The sequence below is a fragment of the Variovorax sp. Soil_C_26 genome (assembly GCF_057657075.1).
In genome coordinates this window covers 206,441-226,830 of sequence record NZ_JBDGJC010000004.1, presented here as the reverse complement: position 1 = coordinate 226,830, position 20,390 = coordinate 206,441, and the positions used below count along the sequence as shown (strand labels likewise).

Below are 20,390 nucleotides of genomic sequence, written 5' to 3'. Positions count from 1 at the left end.
TTCTGTCGCCAGTCTGTGGGAAGGCTGGCGATGCTAAACCACGCGCGGCAGTTGCCGTGCCGCGTCTGCCGTCAGCGAAAAGCCGATCTCCGTCACGCCCGAGCACGACGATGCGCAGGTCTGTCCACCATGCATGCGCGCGATCGCCGCCACGATCGCGAGGCCCAACCCGTGGTGCTCGGACGATGCGGTGCGGGAGCGCTCGCCCCGATAGAACCGCTTGAAGAGCTGCGGCAGCAGTTCGGCCGGAATCGGCTCGCCGCGATTCGCAACCTTGATCCAGACACCGTCAGCATCCTCGTCGATCGTCACTGCGATGCTGGACCCCGGTATCGCGTAGCGGCTTGCGTTGCTCAACAGGTTCGACAGCGCCCGCCGCACCAAGCCTGCGTCGATGCCGACCTGTGCGTCGCCCCGGAGCTCGACCCACAGGCCCGAGGCCTCGAGCATCGCCTCGTGAAAGTCGAGCACCGTGCGCACCTGCTGCGCCAGGCTGACCGGCACCGAGCGCCGTGCGACGGCGCCGCGGTCCGCATGCGACAGGAAGAGCATATCGGCCACGATGGTGGACATGCGCCGCGCCTCTTCGAGCACGGACAGGAGCACCTCGTGCAGCTCCTCCGCCGAGCGTGGCCGCGCCAGTTCGACCTCGACCATGCCGGTCAGGTTCGCGAGCGGGGTGCGCAGTTCGTGCGCGACATCGGCATTGAAGGCTTCGAGCTGCTGGTAGGCCTGTTCGGCGCGATCGAGCACCGCGTTGAACTGGACCACCCAGGGCCTGATCTCCGAGGTGTAGGGCGCGGGGTCGATGCGACGCCCTGGAAATGCAGGGCCTGTGGCCGCGGTCTGTTGAACCAGCGTCTGCAGCGGCTTGAGGCCGCGGCGCACCAGCAGCGAGCCGGTCCAGGCGACCAGCAAGGCACCGAACACCACCGCGCCGACGAGTGTCCAGGCGAGGCGCGTCAGCAACCGCCGGTCTTCCTGAACGTCGATGGCGAGCTGCAGTTGCATGGTGCCGGCCTCGGAAGGGTGCCGTTGTCCCGTGCCGGGCATCCATTGCCAGAGCGCCGACGTGCGGCGCGGTTGAGAGGCGTAGATGACCGTGTCGCCTTGTCGAAGCACGAGGCTGATTTCGGAGTGGGTGGCGAAGAAGTCGTCGAGCTTGTGGCGCAAGCTGTCGCCGCCGGGGTTGTCGCGGGATTCCTGGATCAGGTGCCACACCAGCTCGGACTGGCGTTCGAACTCGCTCTCCTGCTTGACCTGGAAGCTCCAGGATGTCACCACGTAGATCGCGATGCACACCACGCTCAATCCCGCCAGTGTCTGGGCCGCGAACCAGCGCGACAGCGAGCGCTCGATCGAACGCGTGCTCACCGATCGGGACCCTGGCGGCTTTCGAGCACGTAGCCCATGCCGCGCACGGTGTGCAGGAGCTTTTCCCTGAACGGATCGTCGAGCTTGCTGCGCAAGCGGCGAATGGCCACTTCGACGATGTTGGTGTCGCTGTCGAAATTCATGTCCCACACCAGTTCCGCGAGCTGCGTGCGCGAGAGTACGTTGCCTTGCCGGCGCATCAATTGCGTCAGCAGCGCGAACTCCTTGGCCGTGAGGTCCAGGCGCTGGCCGCTGCGGTTGGCCTTGCGCGCCGCAATGTCGAGGGTCAGGTCCTTGAGGACGTAGGCGGAGACTTCCCGAAGCTGGCCACGCCGCAGCAGCGCCTGGATGCGGGCCAGCAGTTCCGAGAACGCGAACGGCTTGGCCAGGTAGTCGTCGGCACCGCTTTGCAGCCCGCGGACCCTGTCGGCCACCTCGTCGCGCGCCGTGAGCATCAGCACGGGCATGGCCTTGGACTTGCGCACGCCCTCCAGCACGGCAAAGCCGTCGATGCCCGGCAGCATCACATCGAGCACCAGCAGGTCGTACTCGCCATCGAGCGCAAGTGGACGTCCTTCGATGCCGGTGCGTGAGAGATCGACCACGAAGCCGCTTTCGGAGAGCCCTTTCTGCAGGTAGTCGCCGAGCTTCGGTTCGTCTTCGATGACCAGGATTCGCATGGCGGGGATGGTAGCCGCAGGCAGGGCAGGCGCAGATTACTTCTTTGTAATGCAAATGACGGGTGATCGACGGATGCGATTTCTAGAGTTGAGCCGTGCAAGTCGAAAGGCTCGCATCGCCGGTTTGTAAAAGGGCAGCCGGCGATCGCAGGAATGCGTCTCTTACTGACATCGACCGAAGGAAACTCCTCATGACGAACCGCCATACCCTCTCTCTCGCATTGGCCCTTGGCTTCGGCAGCATGGCCGCGGTGCCGCTCACGGCGTTCGCCGACGGGCCATCGCATTTCGCACCGACCGAAGCGGGCATCGTCTATCACCCAGCCGCCGCGGGCAAGCCGAAGACGAGCGCAGAGGCTGCTGCCGATCTGGCCGCCGCGCAAAAAAGCCCCCAATGGGCGGGCATGCTGCGCTGGGGCGTGCGTGCGACGCCAAAGGTTGGGCCCGCCAAGTCGCGGCAGGAAGTTGTAGCCGAGCTGGAGGCCGCGCGATCGCAACCCAACTGGGACACCTATTCGCGGCTCGGCCCGCGCTGAGACCCGCGAGCGGCCTCCGGCGCAAGCTTGTCTCTCAGGCCTCTTAGAATAGGCAGCATGCAAAGGGTCCGCCTCTTCGTTTTCTGGCTCGTCGCGCTCGCAGTGCCTTTCCAGGCCTATGCGGCGGCGGCCATGGCATTCTGCGAATCCGAGCATGGCAGCGTGGCGAGCGCGGCACCCGCTGCCTCGCACGACGCCCATGCGATGCACGCGTCCGCGGCAGACGATGCCGGGACAGGGTCCATCCATGCATCCGACGATGCCGCGCACAAGTGCGGAAACTGCGGCGCCTGCCAGGCGACCGCGCTCACCTGCACGCTGGAACTCGTCGTGTTCCAGGGTCTTCCCCGCGCCGACCTGACCGAGCCGCCCTCCGCGCTGGCCACGGTCGCGCCGCGCCTTCTCGACCGACCTCCTCGCGCCTGAAGCGTTGCTGATTCGCGCGCGCTCGCGGTCCGTTCGGACCACGGGCGAGCGCCTGCATCGCCTGCGTCATCCGCGCACGGCCGCTTTCGCGGGCCGCGCCGACGCATTCCGTTCCTGAACGCGCGAGGACCGACTCCATGTTCCATTCTTTGCCGGCCGCCTGGCTGGCCGTCTTTTCCGCCATGGCGGCGGCGTCCGCTGCCGTGGCACAGCCCGCTCCCGCAACCGCCATCCCGCGCTACCAGAGCGCATTCGAGGGCTACCAAGCCTTCGCCGACGAGAAGCCCATTCCCTGGAAGGAAGCCAACGACACGGTCCACCGCCGTGGCGGATGGCGCGCCTATGCCAGGGAAGCAGCCGAGCCGTCGTCCGAAGCGGGCGGCGCGGGCCAAACCGCGCCCCCCGATCCGCATGCGGATCACCATCGCCACGACCCCGCGCCGTCGAAGGAGAAGCAGCCATGAGTCGCATGCTGTTGTTGCCGCTGCGTCCCGTGGCGGCCGCGCTCGCGGTGCTCGCGCTGGCCGGCTGCGCCTCGGTCGGCATCGACGAGGCCCTGCAGGACACCAACACGCAGGCCGGCCAATTCACGCACGGCCAGCTCGAACTGGCGCGCACCCCCGCGCAGCGTGAGCGCCGTGCAGCGCTGGCCGAAGACCTGCTGTCCCGCCCGCTGTCGCAGAACGACGCCGTGCGGCTGGCGCTGGCCAACAGCCCCGCCGTGCAGGCGCTCGTCGCCGAGGGCTGGGCCGACATGGCCGCGGCCGACCAGGGCGGCCGGATCGCGAACCCGGTGTTCAGCTTCGAGCGCATGCGCATGGACAGCGAGCTCGAACTCGGGCGGCTGCTGTCCATCGGGCTCGTCGACCTGATCCTGCTGCCGCAGCGGCTGTCGATGGCACGCAGCCAGTCGGCCGCGGCCAGGGTGCAGCTCACCGGTGCGGTGGTCGACCAGGTCACGCAGGTGCGCCAGGCCTGGGTGCGCGCCGTGGCCGCACAGCAGCTGCTGCACTACGCGCGCCAGGTGAACAGCGCCGCAGAGGCCAGTGCGGAGCTCGCACGGCGCATGCAGCGCATCGGCAACTTCAGCAAGCTGCAGCGTGCGCGCCAACAGGTGTTCTATGCCGACGCGGCCACGCAGCTGGCCTCGGCGCAGCATGCCGCCACTGCCGCGCGCGAGGAACTGGTGCGCGTGCTCGGCCTCGACGACGCACAGGCCGCCAGGCTGGCGCTGCCCGAACGGCTGCCCGATCTGCCGAAGGCGCCGCGCGAAGCGGGCGAGGTGGCCGCCACTGCCACCGCGCAGCGGCTCGACGTGCAGCTGGCGAGCGCGCAGCTCGACGTGGCGGGCCGGTCGCAGGGCCTCAACCTGCTGTCGAGCTTCATCGACGTGGAGGTGGGCGGGCGGCGCGACACCGTGTTCGACAATGCCGACGGCCACCGCAGCACGCGGCGCGGCTTCGAGCTCGACATCCGGTTGCCGCTGTTCGACTGGGGCTCGGCGCAGCGCGATGCGCTCGATGCGCGCTCGCTGGCCGCGGCCCATCGCTACGACGCCGCCGTGCGCGGCGCTTCGTCGCAGCTGCGAGAGGGCTACTCGGCCTACCGCACCGCCTACGACATCGCGCGGCACTACCGCGACGAGATCGTGCCGCTGCGCCAGGCCATGGCCGACGAGAACGTGCTTCGCTACAACGGCATGCTGATCGGCGTGTTCGAGCTGCTCGCCGAGGCGCGTGACCAGATCGCGAGCGTGACCGGCGCCATCAACGCGCAGCAGCAGTTCTGGCTGGCCGATGCGGCGCTCGCCGCATCGCTGATCGGCAAACCCGGCGCCACGACGGCCATGGCCGCATCGGCGGGCACTGCCGCGCCTGCCGGCCCCGCCCACTGAACCATTCGAACGACCAATCCAATGACCAACAGACGCAATTTCCTCGCGGGTGCCATCGCCGCCGCGGGCGTGAGCAAGGTCGCCATGGCCGCCTTGCCTGAGCCCGTGCTGCAGACCCGCCCCGACACCATGCCGCCGCTCGTGCCGGCGACCGGCCGGCCCTACAACCCCGTGGTCACGCTCAACGGCTGGACGCTGCCATGGCGCATGAACAACGGCGTGAAGGAGTTCCATCTCGTCGCCGAGCCCGTGGTGCGCGAGATGGCGCCCGGCTTCAAGGCCAACCTCTGGGGCTACAACGGCCAGTCGCCCGGCCCGACCATCGAAGTCGTCGAAGGTGACCGCGTGCGCATCTTCGTGACCAACCGGTTGCCCGAGCACACCAGCGTGCATTGGCACGGCCAGCGCCTGCCCAACGGCATGGACGGCGTCTCGGGCCTGACCCAGCCGCCGATCCGGCCGGGCAAGACCTTCGTCTACGAGTTCGTCGCGCGCCGCCCCGGCACCTTCATGTACCACCCGCATGCCGACGAGATGACGCAGATGGCGATGGGCATGATGGGTTTCTGGGTCACGCACCCGAAGGGCGAGCATCCATTGATCGAGAAGGTCGATCGCGACTTCGTGTTCCTGCTCAACGCGTACGACGTGGAGCCCGGCAGCGCCACGCCCAAGATCATGACGATGCTGGACTTCAACCTCTGGTCGTGGAACAGCCGGATCTTTCCCGGCATCGACTCGCTCAACGTGCGGCTCAACGACAAGGTGCGCATCCGCATGGGCAACCTCACCATGACCAACCACCCGATGCACCTGCACGGGCACGAGTTCCTGGTGACCGGCACCGACGGCGGCCCCACGCCGCGCAGCACGCGCTTTCACGAGGTGACCACCGACGTGGCGGTCGGCCAGATGCGGCAGATCGAGTTCGTGGCCGACGAGGAGGGCGACTGGGCCTTCCATTGCCACAAGAGCCATCACACGATGAACGCGATGGGCCACGAGGTGCCCACGATGATCGGCCTTGACCACAAGGACGTGGCACGGCAGATCACGCGGCTCGTGCCCGACTACATGGTCATGGGCGAGCGCGGCATGGCCGACATGGCCGAGATGGAGATGCCGCTGCCCGACAACACCGCACCCATGATGGCCGGCCAGGGCCCGTTCGGCTCGGTCGAGATGGGCGGCATGTTCAGCGTCGTCAAGGTGCGCAAGGACCAGAAGCCCGGCGACTACGCGAACCCCGGGTGGTTCAAGCATCCCCAGGGCACCGTGGCCTATGAACTCGACGGCGCAGGCGCCGAGGCGCCGCCACCACCACTGCAACGGCACGGCGGCCACGCCGGCGCCGCCGCGATGCCCGCGCGGAACATGCCCGCATCCGACATCGAGGTGCAGGTGCGCAAGCCACGTGGCGGGCATGCGGGGCATTGATCCTTGTTTTCCTGTTTTTGACTACCCACTCCCGAAGGACACCATGAAACACATCCTGCGCAACACCACCATCTTGTTCGCCACCCTGGCGGCGACAGGCGCCATGGCCGCCGGCACCCACGCCGGCGGCCATGGGCACGACGCCGGCAACGCCATCGGCCGGCCCGGCGTGGCGGCCCGGGCCACGCGAACCGTCCATGTCGACATGACCGACAACATGCGCTTCTCGCCAGCCGACATCCGCGTGAAGAAGGGCGACACCGTGCGCTTCGTCGTCCGCAACGCCGGGCAGCTGAAGCATGAACTCGTGCTCGGCACCCAGAAGGACCTCGAGGCGCACTACGAGGCGATGAAGAAGAACCCCGAGATGGAACATGCCGAGCCGAACATGGTGACCCTGGCCGCCGGCAAGACCGGCGAGATCGTCTGGCGCTTCACCGAGGCCGGCAAGGTCGATTTCGGGTGCCTGCAGCCGGGGCACTACGACGCAGGCATGAAAGGGGCCGTGAATGTCGGCAAGGTGGCGGCAGCTGGTGCCGCAGCCAAGTGATCGATCAGATGAAGGAGCACAGAAGCATGATGAAGAATTTTTGGGGTGATTTCACCCGCAAGGCATTCGCCGCGTCGTTGTTGGTGATCGCCTCGGTGTCCGGTGCTGTTGCTGCCGAACTCGCCGACGGCGAGATCCGCAAAATCGACAAGGAGAACAGCAAACTCACGATCAAGCATGGCCCGCTCAAGAGCCTCGACATGCCGCCCATGACGATGGTGTTCGGCGTGAAGGACGCGGCGCTGCTCGAGAAGCTCCAGGTGGGCGACAAGGTGCGGTTCGATGCGGAAAAGGTGGAAGGGAAGATCGTTGTGACGCGGATCGAAGGCGCGCGCTGAGCCGTGTGCGGCTTCGCGCCTACACCGTCGGCACCGTCCCCCCGTCGATCAGGTGCTCCGAACCCGAGATCGAAGCCGCCCGCGGAGACACCAGGAAGGCAATCAGGTCCGCGACTTCCTGCGGCTTCGCAGGCCGCCCGAGCGGAATGCCGCCGAGCGATTGCATGATGATCTGCTTGCCGCCTTCGTAGTCGGTGCCGGCCTGCGTGGCCAGCCGCTGAGCCAGCGCGACGGACGCTTCGGTCTCGACCCACCCGGGCGACACGCGCAGCACGCGCACGCCTTTCGGGGTCACCTCTTTCGACAAGGCCTTGCTGTAGGTGGACAACGCCGCCTTCGCGGCCGCATAGGCGGTCGTTGATTCCGGCAGAGGCAGCAGGCGCTGGATCGAGCTGACGTGCACGATGACGCCGGCGCCTTGCGCCAGCATCGCAGGCAGCAATGCGCGGTCGAGCCGCACGGCTGGCATGAGGTTCTGGTTCAACGCGTCGAACCACTGCGCATCGTCCAGCGCAGCGAAGCCGCCGCCAGGCGCGCTGGAACCGCCGACCACATTGACGAGGATGTCGACGCCGCCCCAGCGCTCGCGCACTGCGCGTACAACCTCCGCCGCGCCTTCCGCTGTCGACAGGTCCGCGGCGAGATAGGTCACGCCCTCGGCCGGTTGCACGGGCGCAGCGCGGGCGGTGGCCATCACCTCCACACCGGCCGCGCGCAACACCTCGACGACAGCGGCGCCGACGCCTTTGGTGCCGCCCGTGACCAGCGCCCGCTGGCCTTTCAGCTGAAGGTCGAAGCTCATGCCGTGAGCTCCAGCGATGCGATCAGGGTTTCGGAATTCAGTCGATCGGCCTCGAAGTAGGCGGCGATCGGTTCGGGAAGGATCAGGGTGCTCATGGTGACGACTCCTTGGTGGTGAAGCCCTCAGGATGCGCGCTCGGGATAGATTAGTGAATCTCCTAGAATCTTCAGGAGCTATGTAGAGGACGATACAGAATGCGCGGATCCGATTTCGCCGAGCTCAAGGCCTTTGCCGCGGTGGTGGAACGCGCGAGCTTTGCGCGTGCCGCCGAGCACCTGGGTCTCTCGCCTTCGGCGCTGAGCCAGACCATTCGCCAGCTCGAAGCGCGGCTGGGCACGCGGCTGCTGAACCGCACCACCCGCAGCGTGGCGCCCACTGCCACCGGCGCGCGGTTGCATGCGCGCATCGCGCCGCTGTTCCGCGACATGGCCGAGGCGGTGGACGAAGCCAGCGCAGCGGCTGGGCAGACGCGCGGCACGCTGCGCATCAACACGCTCGCCATGGCCGCGTCGCAGGTCATCGCGCCGCGGCTCGCCCGGTTCCATCGCGCGCACCCCGAAGTGGCGCTCGACATCGTGGTCGACGACGGGCTGAGCGACATCGTTGCCGGCCGGTTCGATGCCGGCATCCGCGTGGGCGCGCGGCTGGAAAAAGACATGATCGCCGTGCGCCTCACGCCGGACGTGAAGATGGTCGCCGTGGCTTCGCCCGACTATCTGCAGCGTCGCGGCACACCGCGCGCGCCGGCCGACCTGCAACGCCACGCCTGCATCAACTGGCGGCTGCAGGTCGACGGCAGCGCCTACCGCTGGGAGTTCGGGAAGAAAGGCAAGCGCATCGAGGTGGCGGTGGACGGCCCCCTGGTCACCAACCATTCGGACCTCGGCGTGGCCGCAGCGCTGCAGGGCCTGGGCATCGTGTACGCGTTCGACCGCGGGCGCGTCGATGAACATCTCGCCGAGGGGCGGCTGGTGCAGGTGCTCGCGGACTGGTCGATAGTGCGGCCGGGCCTGTTTCTGTATCACCCCAGCCGGCGCCACTTTCCGGCCGCATTGCGCGCGTTCATCGATTGCATGCTGGACAAGGACCTGCCGGGAGGCGCGCAATCACCTTGATCTCGAAGTCGAACCCATAGAGCCAGGTCACGCCCACGCCCGTGAGCGTCGGGTGCGGCGCTTCGCCCCAATGGTCGGCAGCGGCCTTCCAGATGGTCTCGAACTTCGAGGCGGGATCGACGATGAAGATCGTCACATCGACCACGTCGGCGAAGCTGGCGCCGGCGGCCGTGAGGATCGCATTGAGATTGTCGAACGCCAGGCGAACCTGCGCGGCGAGATCGGGCTCGGGCGAGCCGTCGGGGCGGCTGCCTACCTGGCCGGAGACGAACAGAAAGCCATTGGAGCGGATCGCGGGCGAGTAGCGGTTGCGCTCGTAGAGCGCCTGGCGGCCGGCGGGAAAGACAACGTCGCGTGTGGATGACATGGAACAGCCTTCGTGAAAAGGTTGGGAGTAGGTTGAAAGTGCGATGGGGTCGACCTTACGCAGGTGGCGCCGCGAGATAAACAGGCAGGTCGCACAATGATTGTTTGCTTGCAGCAAACAATCGTTCGGAGGCATGAACATGGACAGATTCGACACACTGCGGGCCTTTGCCCGCGTGGTGGAGGCCGGCAGCTTCACCAAGGCGGCGCAGACGCTTCACATGAGCAAGACCACGGTGACGCAGCAGGTGCAGCAGCTCGAGGCGCGACTGCGCGTGAAGCTGCTGAACCGCACGACGCGGCAGGTCAAGGTCACGGCCGATGGCGCCGCCTACTACGAGCGTGTGGTGCGGCTGCTCGCCGACCTCGACGATGCCGACACCAGCCTGTCGGGCGCCTCGGCGTCGCCGAGCGGGCGCCTGCGCGTGGACGTGCCGAGCCCGTTCGCGCGGATGGTGCTGGCGCCCGCACTGCCGGACTTCCATGCGCGCCATCCCGAGATCGAGCTTCAGCTCGGCGCGAGCGACCGCATGGTGGATGTAATCGGCGATAACGTCGACTGCGTGGTGCGCGGCGGCGAACTGAGCGATTCGTCGCTGGTGGCGCGACGCATCGGCGCGCTCGCACTCGGCGTCTATGCGGCGCCGGCCTACCTGAGGCTCGCAGGCCGGCCCGCGCATCCGAGCGAGCTCGAAGGCACGCACCACCGCATCGTCGGCTACCTGAGCACGCGCAGCGGCAAGGTTGCGTCCCTCGCGCTTCGGCGCGGCGACGAGCACGTCGAAGTGAGGTGCCGGCATGCTGTCGCGGTGGACGACGGCAACGCCTACCTGGCGGTCGGTGTCGCAGGCATGGGCATTCTCTGGCTGCCGCACTACATGGCCGCGCCCCATGCGGCTGTCGGCGAACTGCTGCCGCTGTTCGAGGACTGGCGCATCGAGCCGATGCCGATGTACGTCGTGTACCCGCCGAACCGGCACGTCGGCGCGAAGCTGCGCGCATTCATCGATTGGGTGGGCGAGCTGATGGCCCGGCAGCCTGCTGCCATGCGGTCTGGTGGTGCACTGCTGGCCAGCCTGGCATGACCCTGACCCTGCAAGACAGACCTGCGCATCGGGTGGGACCAGGCCTTCGCCGACCGGGATGGTGACGGCGCAAGCGCGCTCCAAGCTCCTACAGGACACAGCGCTGCGAACTGACCTGGGGATTTTCGTGGTCGCCTAAGTTGGCCTCAGTCGGGCAAACGGTCCGGCGGAATCTTCCCTCAACCATCCGGCCCGTCCGGACTCTCCAGGAGACTCGTCATGAATCGCTCTACCCATCTGATCGCAGCCCTCGCACTCGGCGCCGCAGCAGGCGTCGCCTTCGCTCAAGGCACCCCGCCGACCACTGCTTCGCCCAACCCCGCCACCGGGGCGGGGCAGCAAAGCCAGACCGGCACGCCCATGGGCACCACCGGCGTGCTGACACAGAACAACAACAGCGGTAGCGCCGGCGGCACGTCGTCGGGCACCACCATGTCGCAGGGCAGCGGCACGACCGGCGGCACCGGCACGATGAACAGCGGCGGCGGCACCAACATGGCCCAGGCCGATCCGATGCGCCCGGCCCGTGCGGACCGCAACTAAGGCCGCTATTTCAGCTTTGCCGCAGATGAACACCATCGCGATGCCGATCGCCAGCCGGCGCCGAATGGCAGTGCGCCACCTGGCACCGCTGCTGCTGGCCTTCGCAGCTGCGGCGGCTGTTGCGGGCGGGCGGGTCCCGCCTGTGCCGGCTGCACCGCTCACACCCGATGCCGAACGCATGGCGAAGGCAGCGGTCGCGGCACGCGACAACGGCGGCAAGGCCTTCGCCATCGTCGACAAGAAGGCCGCGAGCGTGTTCGTCTTCGACCCTGCGGGCAGGCTGATCGGCGCCTCGCCGGTGCTGCTCGGCCTCGCGCGCGGTGATGAATCGGTGCCCGGCATCGGCGAAAGGCCGATGGCGCAGGTCCGCCCCCATGAACGCACCACCCCCGCCGGCCGCTTCGCGTCGGAACCGGGGCGCAACACGCACGGCGAAGACATCGTGTGGGTCGACTACGACGCCGCCGTGTCGATGCACCGCGTGCGCACCACCAATGCGGCCGACCGGCGGCTCGAACGCCTGGCATCGCGCACCGTCGCCGACAACCGCATTTCGTACGGGTGCATCAACGTGCCCGCAGCGTTCTACGATGCCTACGTGAAGCCTGCGCTCGGCACGCGGCGTGGCGTGGTCTATGTGCTGCCGGATTCGTCGCCGGTGGCAAGCCGCTTCGATTTTCTGAAGCCGGTCGGGCAGGCACGCGCGCCTGCGGCCGCGCAGCAGCCCGCGCTGTAGCGGCCGCCAGGCTGCCTTCAACACAATGCGGGGCCTGATCATCGTGCTGTCGGCAGCACGAGGTCAGCCCTGCGCCCGCGCTTGCGCGTTTGGCCTACGCGAATGTCCGCTGGCCGCCGTAGGCTCGTCCGGCAGCGGTAGGCGACGCTTGAGGCGACTGCAACATCACCGTCCAACAGAGACAGAAAGGTTTCCCCATGAGCGTCGACACGAAAGCCAAGTCCCTCGAGGGCCCGACCGCCGAAGAGCTCACGCCGCTGGAAATCTCCCAGGCCATGCTCGGAGGCGAGGAGGACCCCAACACCGCGCGGCCCCTGACCCCGCTCGAAAGCGCCGCCACCGGCTCCCAGCAACCGGGCCGGGACGGCGAGCGATCGCGCCTTTCGCGCGCCTTGCACAGCCCCGCCGTGTGGGGCGGCGCGGCGGTCGCGGGCATCGGGCTCGCGGTCGCGCTGCTGTATGCGCGGCGCACGCCGGCGGGCGGGCGGGCGATGGCGAGGCTCAAGGAACTGAAGGGGCAGCTGCCCTCGAAGTCGGCACTGCGCCGGCACAGGAAATCGCTCGAGAAGGCACTGGAGAAGCCGCTGTCTTTCCGAGCCTGAGCCCTTCGCCCTAGGGCGCGAGGATCAGCACCAGCGTCTGGCTCGGCACGATGCGCGCGCCCATCGCGTTGGTGCTGTTCTGCAGCGTCGTGCTGGTGAGCCGCGTCGCGGGCATGCCGTGGAACAGCACGGTGTTCGCGCCCGTCGTGTGGCGGCTCGGGCCCATCACCGTGCCGGAGGCCACGCCCAGCAGCACGCCGGCGTTGTCGCCGTTGGTCATCGGGATGGTGGTGGCGAGGTTGTGCACCGGGCCGCCCATGATGAGCACGGTCGGGCAGTTGGGGATGGCCATGGGCCCCATCGCGATGTTGGGATAGGGCACCGGAATCGGCGATGGCGCGGCCGGCGTCATGCAGACGTCGGGAAACGCCATGTCGGTGCCCATCAACTGGCAGTTGGCAAACATGGGCGCTCTCAGCCGAAATGGATCTGGCCGCCGCGCGCCTTGACCAGCTTCTCGCCGTCGATCAGCGTGTGCTCGGCGCTCATGCGCAGCACGTGCGTCGCCTCCTGCTCGAAGTGGTCCGCATGCACGCGGTCCAGGCCTTCGGTGCGGCGCAGGTGGCTGCGGCTGAAGTGGCTGACCCGCTCGAACACGGTCTGCAGTGCTTCGCCCACCAGCTGTACCTGCCGGCCGAAGAACTTCATGCGTTCTCCGACGAAGCGCGTCTCGTCGGCAGTGAACGCCACGTTCTCGGCGCTGACCGCAAACGCCGCGCTCCGGACGTCCACTGCGTTGCTCGTCACCGTCAGATCGCCCTCCACCTCGAGGCGGACCGGGCCATCGCAGTGCCAGGTCTGCGGCGTGTCCGCCGCGCGTTCGAGCACGGCGGTGATCCATTGCTCGCCATCCGCGCCGCGCAGGCCAGCGACGGTGTCGCCGGCCTCGGGCTTCAGAAGGCAACTGGCGGCGCGGCGCGCTGCACGGCGCGCGCCGTCTTCCGCCACCGTCCATTGGTGGCCATGCACGCCGACGACCACGCCCACGAACGTGGCGGCGGTCTCCTTCTGGCGCGCGGCCGAGGAGGGACTTTCGAGGGTCAGTGAATTCAGCATCGCAGGGTTCCGTCTTTCATCGCGTGTCATTCGTTCAAGCGGCCATGGGCATCCAGGCATCGGCTCGGGCGCGGGCCTCGTCGATCTCGATGGCGCGCACCCGGTCCGGCAGCCGTGCCTCCTCGGTGCGCGCGCCATGCAGCAGGGTGCGCACGAGTGTTGCTTCCCGTCCGTCGGCGCCCCGCAGGTCCGCACCGCTGAGGTCGGCGTAGCTCAGGTCGGCAGCGCGCAGCGATGCGCCCGGTAAAGCGGCATCGGCGAAATGGCATTGGTAAAGGTTGGCCCGCTCGAAACGCGCGCCCGGCAGCGTTGCGCCCGTGAACAGCGCCTGCGCCAGGTTCGCGCTCGCAAAGCCCACGCCGGAGCCTGAAGCGCCGCAGAAGATCGCGCCGGTTGCCTGTGCGCCGGAGAAGTCGGCCCCTTCGATCTGGGCGCGCAAGAAGCTGCATTGCTTCAGCGGCACCTCGCGAAAGTCAGCGTTCGACAGCGCGGCCCCGCTGAACTGGCAGGCCTCGAGCGAGAGACCGCGAAACGACCTGCCGACGAGCGAGGTCTTGTCGAAAACGACCCGGCGCAGCGTCGCCCGGTGCCAGGTCAGGCGCGTCACGTCGCATTCGATCACCGCAGCGTGCGCCCAGTGCGTGTCGTCCGCGTTCACGTCGACAAGACTGCAGGTGCTGAAGCTGCTCGACTGCAGCTGCGCGCCCGCCATGCCGGCGTGGTCGAGCGTGCTCCCCGTGAATGCGGCCATCGACAGTGCGCTGCCGGCGAACTGCGCGTGGGTGGCGCGGCAACCCGAGAACACGGCGCCTTCCAGGTTGGCATCGCGCAGGTCCGCATGGTCGAGTTCACACTGGTTGAAGACCGCGCGTCGCAGGTTGGCGCCGGAGAAGAGAACGCCGCGCAGGTCGCAGCGTTCGAAAACGCATTCGCGCGCATCGGCGCCGCGCAGGTCCGCTTCGTTCAGCCGGGTGCGCGAGAAAACGCCGCCCCCGATGCGGGCGCCCGCGTAGTCGCCCTTGCGAAAGTCCTTGCCGTCCAGCGCCTCGCCGAGCAGGACCGCGAGCATCAGGAGGGTGGCGTTCATGCCGGCTGCTCTCCCGGCTGCACCGAAGCCCGCTCGGCCTCAAGGGCTGCGGCCGCCTGCTGCTCGGGCGTGAGGCGTGGATGCGTGCGGGCGCGCTCGAGCAGGGCGCCATCGAAGCGCGCGCTGCCATCGAGCAGGACGCGCGAGAGATCGGCACCAAACAGATTGGCGTTGCGGAAATCGCAGCCGCGAAGATCGGCATGCTGCAGGATCGCTTCGCGCAGGTTGGCGCCCGACAGCGCGGCGCCGGACCAGTGCGAATGCGACAGCTGGGTGCCGCGTGCACTCGCGAGCCTGGCGTCGCATTGGTCGAAGCGCGCGTGCGCAAGGTGCGCGCCGTCGAGCACCGCGCGGGTCAGCCTTGCGGTGCCGAGGTCGCACCCGGCAAGGTTGGCGCCGACCAACTGGGCGCCCGACATGTCGGCTCCGCGCAAAGTGCATGCATCGACGAAGGTGCTCCCGCACAGGTTCGCGCCGGCCAGGCCTGCGCCGTCGATCCGGCATCCCACGAAGGTGGTGCCGCTGAAGTCCGCGCCATGCGCGCGCACGCCCTCGAGGCGACATTCGAGGAACTGGCAGCCGGTCAGATGCGCGCCGTCGAGCACCAGCCCGCGCAGGTCGAGCTTGTGGAACAGCAGGCCGGCGCCGCGCACGCCGCTCCAGTCGGCCGGGCCCCAGGTCGTGTCCATCGACTGCAGCTTGTCGATGACGGCTTCGCGCAGCTGCGTGGAGACGAGCGCGGTACCGCCGAGCTGCGCTCCCGTGAGATCGGCACGGTCGAACACCGCGTTCGCGAGCCGCGTACCGCCGAGGTTGCTGCCTTGCAGTTGCGCCTCGATGGCCACGGCGCCTTCCAGGCAGGCGTGCGCGAGCACGCAGAAGCGCAGCACCGCGCCCGTCAGGTTGGTGTTCGTGAGGTTCGCGCTTTCGAGCCAGGAACCCGTCATGTCCACGCCGCGCAGGTCGAGATTGGACAGGTCGACACCGGTCAGATCGAAGCCGAGCCAGCGTCGAAAGCCGTGGGCCAGCATCCATTGCATTTCGCGACGGCGCTCGGCGGCCTGCGCCGCAGGCAGCGGATCCGCCGGCGGCTGGCGATGCGCCGATTGCAGATAGTTCGAGCGGTGAGCAGCTTCGGCCTGCTGCAGCTGGGGCAGGAAGTCCGCGCTCTCGAAGGGCTTTCCAGCGCGTGCATGCGCGGCCTCGAGCCGGGCGATCTCGTCGCGCGCACTGAACAGGGGCGGCCCGCGGTGTTGCGACTGCTTCAGATCGACCTTGTGCTTCCGTGCGAATTCCTTGGCGTTCTCTAGCAGCGTGACGGTGTCCTCCAAGGCGGCCCACTCCTGGGCCTCGATGTTCTTGATGGTGCGTGCGATGAACGCGGGCATCTCCTCGGGCTTGGGCGGCGGCTGGCGCGGCGGCAGCCGAAGCCCCAGCGCATCGGGATCCTTGCCCTGGGCGCGCACCTGGTCGCGCGCCATGTCCACGTCGATCGCGGCGCGGCGGTACTGCGCATCCTCCTGGAGGCCGTCGGTGCGCAGCGCGGCCTGCGCAGCTTCGGTGGCGGGATCGGTTGTGTGGATGCCGGGTGGCAGGAGTGCGCTGTCGTCGAGCGCATGGAGCGCGGCATGCCGGCCGGTCGACCGCTTGTCCAGCGTGTCGAGGTAGTGCTGCGGATCACGCGGTTCGCCGATGCGCTCGACCGCACCGACCAGTCGGGTGATGTCGGCGGCATCGTCGTGCGCGATCTGTGCCAGTCCGTGGAACACGAGCACAAGGCGCTCGGCGTGCGGGAAGCACCACACGGTCGTCAGCTGCATCGGAACTTCTTCGAGCGCCGCCGATCCGTCCGCGGCCGGTGCTTCATGCGAGGCGCGGCGTCCTGCGAACACCCGCACGCGCAGGCCCGGCAAGCGGCCTTCGAGATGCGGCGTGTCGGGATGCATGTGGTCGAAGGCGAAGTCCTCGTCGCCCACGAGCGGCGCGTCGAACCATTGGTCCTGGCTCGTGAGGTTGAAGAAGCGCCAGTCGGTGTCGGGCGCGAAGCCGGGCGCATGCTGTGTGAGCCAGTCTTCATCGTAGGTGCCGCGCCAGGCGGCACGCTGCGGATGATCGAGGTCGAGCGGGCCGAAGCCTGCGGGCGCAATCGCCTGGTCTCTTTCCAGCAGGCGGTCGCTGGGCAGTTCGAGATGGGGAAGAACCTGAATGCCGTCGACGACGGTACGGCCTCGGCCATAGGGATTCGCGGCAAAGTCGGGCCCGCCGTAGGCATTCGCCCAGTCGAACGCGATCTTCGAGAACGGCTGCGGCACAGTCGGGTCGCGCCCGTCCCATTGGCGATCGCCGAAGACCAGCACGGTCTTGCTGCGCGTGCCGATGCGCGCGCGGACGGCGACCGCGCGCGTGTCCGCCGCGGGCGAGTAGGCATGGCCGTGCACGAGGAACTCGGGGTGCAGCTTGACGATGCCTTCGTCGATGACGGGTTGGGCCATCTCCTTTGCAAGAAAGTCCCACATCGACTGCTCGGCCCAAAGCGTGCCGCGCGCGGCCTGGGCGAAGGGGACGTGGAGGTAGCCGGAGACGCACAGGCCGAAGCGCTTGCGGAACTCCATGGGGCGGAAGGAGAGGCCGAGGGCCTGGGGTTTGATGACCTGCATGGTGTTTGTCAGGGCCACATGGCCATGTTGGCACGTCTCATGGCGACACCCCACCTTCCGGCTCCTCGTCGGGCGGGGGCGTGGACGAAATGTTGCCTTCTGAACTCTGGAGCGGCGACTCCGATTCGGCGGCGCGCAGCGCGGCCTCATGCGCTTCGTATTCTTCCCGCAGCGCGGCGTCATAGTCGTCCTTTTGGTCCAGCATGAATAGCTTCTCTTCTTCGGCGTATGTCGCGATGCCGTCGTCGTATTCGATATCGATGCGCCTGGGTTCCTCGCCGGGCTCCCTGAGCTTGACCTCGTAGCGTTTGTAGTCGTCGGTGAAGTCATCCCCACGGGTTGCCCTGGTACTTGTGGGAGCCTTGCCGTCAGTCAACGGATCGACGCTGTGCCCAGGCATCGCCAGACGCCGAAGTCGTGCCGCCAAGCCAGGATGGCCGGCGCGGGCTGCCGCGACGGCTGCTTCCCGCAGTTCTTTCGTGGCCTCGTGGTTCTGGCTTGAGACTTCCCCACCACCGTAAGTGGTCGTGAAGATTCCGAGTCCGCTGCCGATGACCACACCAGCGATGGAGCTCTGAGTCCACCCGGGTGTCATCAGGTCCTTCGGGTTGGCGTTCGCCGTTCCCGCAGGAAGGTAGAGCTTCATCGCGTTCAGTTCCACGTTGGCACCAGCGCTGGCAGACATCTTCAGCCCTGCGAATGCCTCATAGACAAGGCCGAGGGTGTTGCTCACGACGGGCGCGATCGTCGACTCCATGACCAGCCCCAACGTGGTGCTGCGGCTCATTCCGATGGTCGTCTCGCTCGCGTTGCCGATGTAGCCGCTGCTGTTCGACCCGTAGACCGTCGTGTTGTTCTCGATCGAGGTCTGGTTGATCTTGCCGACCGCCAGGATGGAAGCATCCGTGTTGCTCATCAGCGTGAACTTGTTCGCCATGATGGTGTACGGCCCATCGGGTGACTCCAGCACCATCGAGTTCGCACCCGTGACCTTGAAATCGATGTGCTCGGCTTCGAAGGTCATGTTCGTGGCCTTGTAGCCCAGGTCGCCGTCGACCACGATGGTCTGGTTGCCCTTCACAAGACGCCGTTCGTCACCGTCCGTCATGTCCTGCCGCGACGACTGCGTATGGGTGAACAAGTTGCCCTTGACCACCGTCGACTGCTCGCCGTCCACCTGCGTCATCTGGTTCGACACCACGTGAACATGCTGCTCTTCGCCGATCTTCGTGCGCTGCGTCAGGTCGACCTGGTGCGACTCGTTCTTGCGAATATGCAGTTGGCGGTCGTTGTCCACCCGCAGGGTCTGGTCGTGCTGCACGTGAGTATGCTGGTCGCGATCAACCCGCAGCCGCTGGTCGCGCCCGATGCCCGTGGTGTCGTCGCGCTCGACCACGCGCCGCATGTCCCGCTCCGCATGCACCGACAGCAGCTCCTCGCCCTTGCGGTCCTCGAACTGGATCTCGTTGTAGTTGCTCGCGTCGCCACCGGGCGTGGAGCGCGTGCGAAAGCCGCTCTGCGTCGGCGACTTGTACGGGATCGGCTGGTCGTCGTTGTAGACGCGGCCCACGATCACCGGGCGGTCGGGGTCGCCGTTGAGAAAATCGACGATCACCTCCTGGCCGATGCGCGGCGCGAAGTAGCCGCCCCAGCCCTTGCCGGCCCAAGGCTGCGACACGCGCACCCAGCAGGTCGATGTCTCATTGCTCTGGTCGTAGCGGTCCCAATGGAAGTGCACCTTCACCCGGCCGTGCTCGTCCACATGCAGCTCGTCGCCGGCGGGGCCGACCACGATGGCGGTCTGTGGTCCGGGCATGGCCACGCGCGGCGTGAGCCGCGGTGGCCGGAACGGCAGCTGCATCGGCAGCGTCGTCAAGAAGAAGATGCAGAGGCCGCGCCCGGTGCGCTGCAGCGAGGGATCGCTGCGGATCAGCTCGGCGAGCGTGCCGCCGGCGCCTTCGTTCACCGCGTCGCCGGCGGCCAGCGCGCACAGGCGCTCGGCATGCGAAGTGCCGAAGTGCGGGTCGCCGATGCCCTCGTAGCCCGGGTGGCTCACGACGAAGCTGCACGCGCCGATCAGATGCTCGCCGCGCGGGAGCTCCGGCGCATCGCCTTCGAGCACGAAGCTGCGGCCCGCGGCCACGTCGGGCCAGTGCGTGACGGCCCAGTGGCGATCGCGGCGCGCGATCAGTTCCTCGCCCCGGATCCGGGCCATCGTCTCGGCGTCCTCGGCGTTGAAGTAGTCGCCGGGATACTCGAACTCCTCGAAGTCGGCCAGCGCGTGCGCGTCGGTGGCGTCGATCGCCGCGCCGAGGTTCTTGCGGATGGCCTTGAAGTCGCTGTCGCGTGCGGCGTGCCGGCCCGCGTCGAGGCGCTGCGCCGAAACCCATTGCGCGATCTCGTTGAAGCGCGCTTCGCCGGACTCGCTCGCGAAGCGCAGCACCGGCGACCCCGGCAGGCGCTTGTGGGCGACGAAGCTGGCGTCGGCCAGGTGCATGCGGCCGGGTTCGTCGTGCGCATCGAACCAGTAGTAGACACCTTCGGCTTCAAGCAGCCGCGAAACGAAATCGTGATCGCTCTCCTGGAACTGAACGCAATAGCGGTGCGGCGCGTGCGTGCCGATGACGCCATGCGCGTCCGTGCGCCGGATACCGCGCACCGCGCTGTCTTCGAGCACGCTGCCGATCACCTCGAGCAGGGGCTGGTCCTGGAAGATGCGCGAGTTGCGGCGCTTGGTCAGCAGCCAGAACCACGACGTGAGCGTCAGGCGGTATCGGTGGTAGCGGCCGATGCGGCCTTCGCGCGCGAAGCGCACGGCGTGCCCGTGGCAATGGCGCGCGTGCGGGCGATCGTCGGCATCGACGAAGTCGATGCGGACATCGAAGGCACGGCCCAGAACGTCCTTCGGCTGCACCTGGCCGTTCTTCGACAGCACCGTGAGCTCGTAGACAGCGGCCCGCGACAGCCCCTCATGCCCCACGATGCTCCAGAACATGAGCTCGCTGGCTACGGGGGCATCACTGTCGATGCGGATGTCGGGGGTCTGCATGGCGTGTTCGAGGTTCGGAGTGGCTTGGCCGCCGCGCGGTGCGCGCGAAAAGATCGA

21 protein-coding genes are annotated in these 20,390 nt (G+C 67.9%); 12 read left to right on the top strand and 9 right to left on the bottom strand.

The window, feature by feature from the left end; translation table 11 throughout:
- Window positions 1-33 precede the first annotated feature (33 nt).
- Both AC3A6G_RS13770 and AC3A6G_RS13765 read right to left on the bottom strand, forming a co-directional pair.
- On the bottom strand, window positions 34-1,374 hold the full coding sequence (locus tag AC3A6G_RS13770; RefSeq protein ID WP_487860353.1) for a heavy metal sensor histidine kinase: 1,341 nt from the start codon (window positions 1,372-1,374) through the stop codon (window positions 34-36).
- The gene (locus tag AC3A6G_RS13765; protein WP_487860354.1) at window positions 1,371-2,054 is read right to left on the bottom strand and encodes a heavy metal response regulator transcription factor; all 684 of its coding nucleotides are present in this window, start codon (window positions 2,052-2,054) and stop codon (window positions 1,371-1,373) included. Before AC3A6G_RS13765 ends, AC3A6G_RS13770 begins: the two co-directional genes overlap by 4 nt.
- A 191-nt stretch (window positions 2,055-2,245) precedes the next feature.
- Between AC3A6G_RS13765 and AC3A6G_RS13760 the strand changes: the two genes are divergently transcribed.
- From AC3A6G_RS13760 to AC3A6G_RS13730, 7 genes are all read left to right on the top strand, one after another.
- A complete protein-coding gene (locus AC3A6G_RS13760) occupies window positions 2,246-2,590 on the top strand; it encodes a hypothetical protein (protein ID WP_487860355.1) in 345 nt (114 codons plus the stop codon).
- Window positions 2,591-2,647: 57 nt separating this feature from the next.
- Window positions 2,648-3,016: a hypothetical protein gene (locus AC3A6G_RS13755; RefSeq protein ID WP_487860356.1), complete on the top strand. Its 369-nt coding sequence runs from the start codon at window positions 2,648-2,650 to the stop codon at window positions 3,014-3,016.
- A gap of 137 nt (window positions 3,017-3,153) precedes the next feature.
- The gene (locus tag AC3A6G_RS13750; RefSeq protein ID WP_487860357.1) at window positions 3,154-3,480 is read left to right on the top strand and encodes a hypothetical protein; all 327 of its coding nucleotides are present in this window, start codon (window positions 3,154-3,156) and stop codon (window positions 3,478-3,480) included.
- Entirely contained in the window at window positions 3,477-4,910 is a 1,434-nt protein-coding gene (locus AC3A6G_RS13745; RefSeq protein ID WP_487860358.1) for a TolC family protein, read from the top strand. The genes AC3A6G_RS13750 and AC3A6G_RS13745 overlap by 4 nt, the downstream gene beginning before the upstream one ends.
- A 21-nt stretch (window positions 4,911-4,931) precedes the next feature.
- Window positions 4,932-6,347: a multicopper oxidase family protein gene (locus AC3A6G_RS13740; protein WP_487860359.1), complete on the top strand. Its 1,416-nt coding sequence runs from the start codon at window positions 4,932-4,934 to the stop codon at window positions 6,345-6,347.
- 43 nt (window positions 6,348-6,390) lie between these two features.
- Window positions 6,391-6,897 (top strand): cupredoxin domain-containing protein, encoded by a 507-nt coding sequence (locus AC3A6G_RS13735; RefSeq protein WP_487860360.1) that lies wholly within the window; start codon window positions 6,391-6,393, stop codon window positions 6,895-6,897.
- Between the two features lie 29 nt (window positions 6,898-6,926).
- Window positions 6,927-7,235, top strand: a complete 309-nt coding sequence (locus tag AC3A6G_RS13730; RefSeq protein WP_487860606.1) for a copper-binding protein — start codon at window positions 6,927-6,929, stop codon at window positions 7,233-7,235.
- Between the two features lie 19 nt (window positions 7,236-7,254).
- Here AC3A6G_RS13730 and AC3A6G_RS13725 read toward each other — a convergent pair whose 3' ends face one another.
- Window positions 7,255-8,037, bottom strand: coding sequence for an SDR family oxidoreductase (locus AC3A6G_RS13725; RefSeq protein WP_487860361.1), 783 nt, complete (start codon window positions 8,035-8,037; stop codon window positions 7,255-7,257).
- A 194-nt stretch (window positions 8,038-8,231) separates the two neighbouring features.
- Between AC3A6G_RS13725 and AC3A6G_RS13720 the strand changes: the two genes are divergently transcribed.
- Window positions 8,232-9,152 (top strand): LysR family transcriptional regulator, encoded by a 921-nt coding sequence (locus AC3A6G_RS13720; protein ID WP_487860362.1) that lies wholly within the window; start codon window positions 8,232-8,234, stop codon window positions 9,150-9,152.
- On the opposite strand, the gene AC3A6G_RS13715 is transcribed toward AC3A6G_RS13720, so the two are convergent.
- Complete coding sequence (locus AC3A6G_RS13715) at window positions 9,100-9,519, bottom strand: RidA family protein (RefSeq protein WP_487860363.1); 420 nt, start codon at window positions 9,517-9,519, stop codon at window positions 9,100-9,102. The genes AC3A6G_RS13720 and AC3A6G_RS13715 overlap by 53 nt on opposite strands.
- A 139-nt stretch (window positions 9,520-9,658) precedes the next feature.
- Between AC3A6G_RS13715 and AC3A6G_RS13710 the strand changes: the two genes are divergently transcribed.
- The 4 genes from AC3A6G_RS13710 (at window position 9,659) to AC3A6G_RS13695 (ending at window position 12,484) form a co-directional block, all read left to right on the top strand.
- Window positions 9,659-10,603 (top strand): LysR family transcriptional regulator, encoded by a 945-nt coding sequence (locus AC3A6G_RS13710; RefSeq protein WP_487860364.1) that lies wholly within the window; start codon window positions 9,659-9,661, stop codon window positions 10,601-10,603.
- A gap of 219 nt (window positions 10,604-10,822) precedes the next feature.
- Complete coding sequence (locus AC3A6G_RS13705) at window positions 10,823-11,146, top strand: proteophosphoglycan ppg4 (protein WP_487860365.1); 324 nt, start codon at window positions 10,823-10,825, stop codon at window positions 11,144-11,146.
- A gap of 25 nt (window positions 11,147-11,171) precedes the next feature.
- Window positions 11,172-11,882: a L,D-transpeptidase gene (locus tag AC3A6G_RS13700; protein WP_487860366.1), complete on the top strand. Its 711-nt coding sequence runs from the start codon at window positions 11,172-11,174 to the stop codon at window positions 11,880-11,882.
- Between the two features lie 197 nt (window positions 11,883-12,079).
- Window positions 12,080-12,484 (top strand): hypothetical protein, encoded by a 405-nt coding sequence (locus AC3A6G_RS13695; protein WP_487860367.1) that lies wholly within the window; start codon window positions 12,080-12,082, stop codon window positions 12,482-12,484.
- Window positions 12,485-12,494: 10 nt separating this feature from the next.
- Here the strand turns inward: AC3A6G_RS13695 and AC3A6G_RS13690 are convergent, their stop codons facing one another.
- From AC3A6G_RS13690 to AC3A6G_RS13670, 5 genes are read right to left on the bottom strand one after another with little or no spacing between them, the layout of a single operon-like run.
- Window positions 12,495-12,890 (bottom strand): DUF4150 domain-containing protein, encoded by a 396-nt coding sequence (locus tag AC3A6G_RS13690; protein ID WP_487860368.1) that lies wholly within the window; start codon window positions 12,888-12,890, stop codon window positions 12,495-12,497.
- A gap of 8 nt (window positions 12,891-12,898) precedes the next feature.
- Window positions 12,899-13,540: a DUF3540 domain-containing protein gene (locus tag AC3A6G_RS13685; RefSeq protein ID WP_487873892.1), complete on the bottom strand. Its 642-nt coding sequence runs from the start codon at window positions 13,538-13,540 to the stop codon at window positions 12,899-12,901.
- A 34-nt stretch (window positions 13,541-13,574) separates the two neighbouring features.
- On the bottom strand, window positions 13,575-14,627 hold the full coding sequence (locus AC3A6G_RS13680; protein WP_487860370.1) for a pentapeptide repeat-containing protein: 1,053 nt from the start codon (window positions 14,625-14,627) through the stop codon (window positions 13,575-13,577).
- Window positions 14,624-17,284, bottom strand: coding sequence for a DUF2169 family type VI secretion system accessory protein (locus AC3A6G_RS13675; RefSeq protein ID WP_487860371.1), 2,661 nt, complete (start codon window positions 17,282-17,284; stop codon window positions 14,624-14,626). The genes AC3A6G_RS13680 and AC3A6G_RS13675 overlap by 4 nt, the downstream gene beginning before the upstream one ends.
- A 37-nt stretch (window positions 17,285-17,321) precedes the next feature.
- Complete coding sequence (locus AC3A6G_RS13670; RefSeq protein WP_487860372.1) at window positions 17,322-20,333, bottom strand: type VI secretion system Vgr family protein; 3,012 nt, start codon at window positions 20,331-20,333, stop codon at window positions 17,322-17,324.
- Between the last annotated feature and the right edge of the window lie 57 nt (window positions 20,334-20,390).

Bases quoted from the DNA above. Each gene is read 5' to 3' on its own strand.
- AC3A6G_RS13735 (WP_487860360.1), top strand. From the start codon at position 6,391: ATGAAACACATCCTGCGCAACACCACCATCTTGTTCGCCACCCTGGCG.
- AC3A6G_RS13740 (WP_487860359.1), top strand. From the start codon at position 4,932: ATGACCAACAGACGCAATTTCCTCGCGGGTGCCATCGCCGCCGCGGGC.
- AC3A6G_RS13675 (WP_487860371.1), bottom strand. From the start codon at position 17,284: ATGCAGGTCATCAAACCCCAGGCCCTCGGCCTCTCCTTCCGCCCCATG.
- AC3A6G_RS13760 (WP_487860355.1), top strand. From the start codon at position 2,246: ATGACGAACCGCCATACCCTCTCTCTCGCATTGGCCCTTGGCTTCGGC.
- AC3A6G_RS13750 (WP_487860357.1), top strand. From the start codon at position 3,154: ATGTTCCATTCTTTGCCGGCCGCCTGGCTGGCCGTCTTTTCCGCCATG.
- AC3A6G_RS13745 (WP_487860358.1), top strand. From the start codon at position 3,477: ATGAGTCGCATGCTGTTGTTGCCGCTGCGTCCCGTGGCGGCCGCGCTC.
- AC3A6G_RS13685 (WP_487873892.1), bottom strand. From the start codon at position 13,540: ATGCTGAATTCACTGACCCTCGAAAGTCCCTCCTCGGCCGCGCGCCAG.
- AC3A6G_RS13670 (WP_487860372.1), bottom strand. From the start codon at position 20,333: ATGCAGACCCCCGACATCCGCATCGACAGTGATGCCCCCGTAGCCAGC.
- AC3A6G_RS13690 (WP_487860368.1), bottom strand. From the start codon at position 12,890: ATGTTTGCCAACTGCCAGTTGATGGGCACCGACATGGCGTTTCCCGAC.
- AC3A6G_RS13725 (WP_487860361.1), bottom strand. From the start codon at position 8,037: ATGAGCTTCGACCTTCAGCTGAAAGGCCAGCGGGCGCTGGTCACGGGC.
- AC3A6G_RS13755 (WP_487860356.1), top strand. From the start codon at position 2,648: ATGCAAAGGGTCCGCCTCTTCGTTTTCTGGCTCGTCGCGCTCGCAGTG.
- AC3A6G_RS13700 (WP_487860366.1), top strand. From the start codon at position 11,172: ATGAACACCATCGCGATGCCGATCGCCAGCCGGCGCCGAATGGCAGTG.
- AC3A6G_RS13720 (WP_487860362.1), top strand. From the start codon at position 8,232: ATGCGCGGATCCGATTTCGCCGAGCTCAAGGCCTTTGCCGCGGTGGTG.
- AC3A6G_RS13705 (WP_487860365.1), top strand. From the start codon at position 10,823: ATGAATCGCTCTACCCATCTGATCGCAGCCCTCGCACTCGGCGCCGCA.
- AC3A6G_RS13695 (WP_487860367.1), top strand. From the start codon at position 12,080: ATGAGCGTCGACACGAAAGCCAAGTCCCTCGAGGGCCCGACCGCCGAA.
- AC3A6G_RS13765 (WP_487860354.1), bottom strand. From the start codon at position 2,054: ATGCGAATCCTGGTCATCGAAGACGAACCGAAGCTCGGCGACTACCTG.
- AC3A6G_RS13730 (WP_487860606.1), top strand. From the start codon at position 6,927: ATGAAGAATTTTTGGGGTGATTTCACCCGCAAGGCATTCGCCGCGTCG.
- AC3A6G_RS13680 (WP_487860370.1), bottom strand. From the start codon at position 14,627: ATGAACGCCACCCTCCTGATGCTCGCGGTCCTGCTCGGCGAGGCGCTG.
- AC3A6G_RS13710 (WP_487860364.1), top strand. From the start codon at position 9,659: ATGGACAGATTCGACACACTGCGGGCCTTTGCCCGCGTGGTGGAGGCC.
- AC3A6G_RS13715 (WP_487860363.1), bottom strand. From the start codon at position 9,519: ATGTCATCCACACGCGACGTTGTCTTTCCCGCCGGCCGCCAGGCGCTC.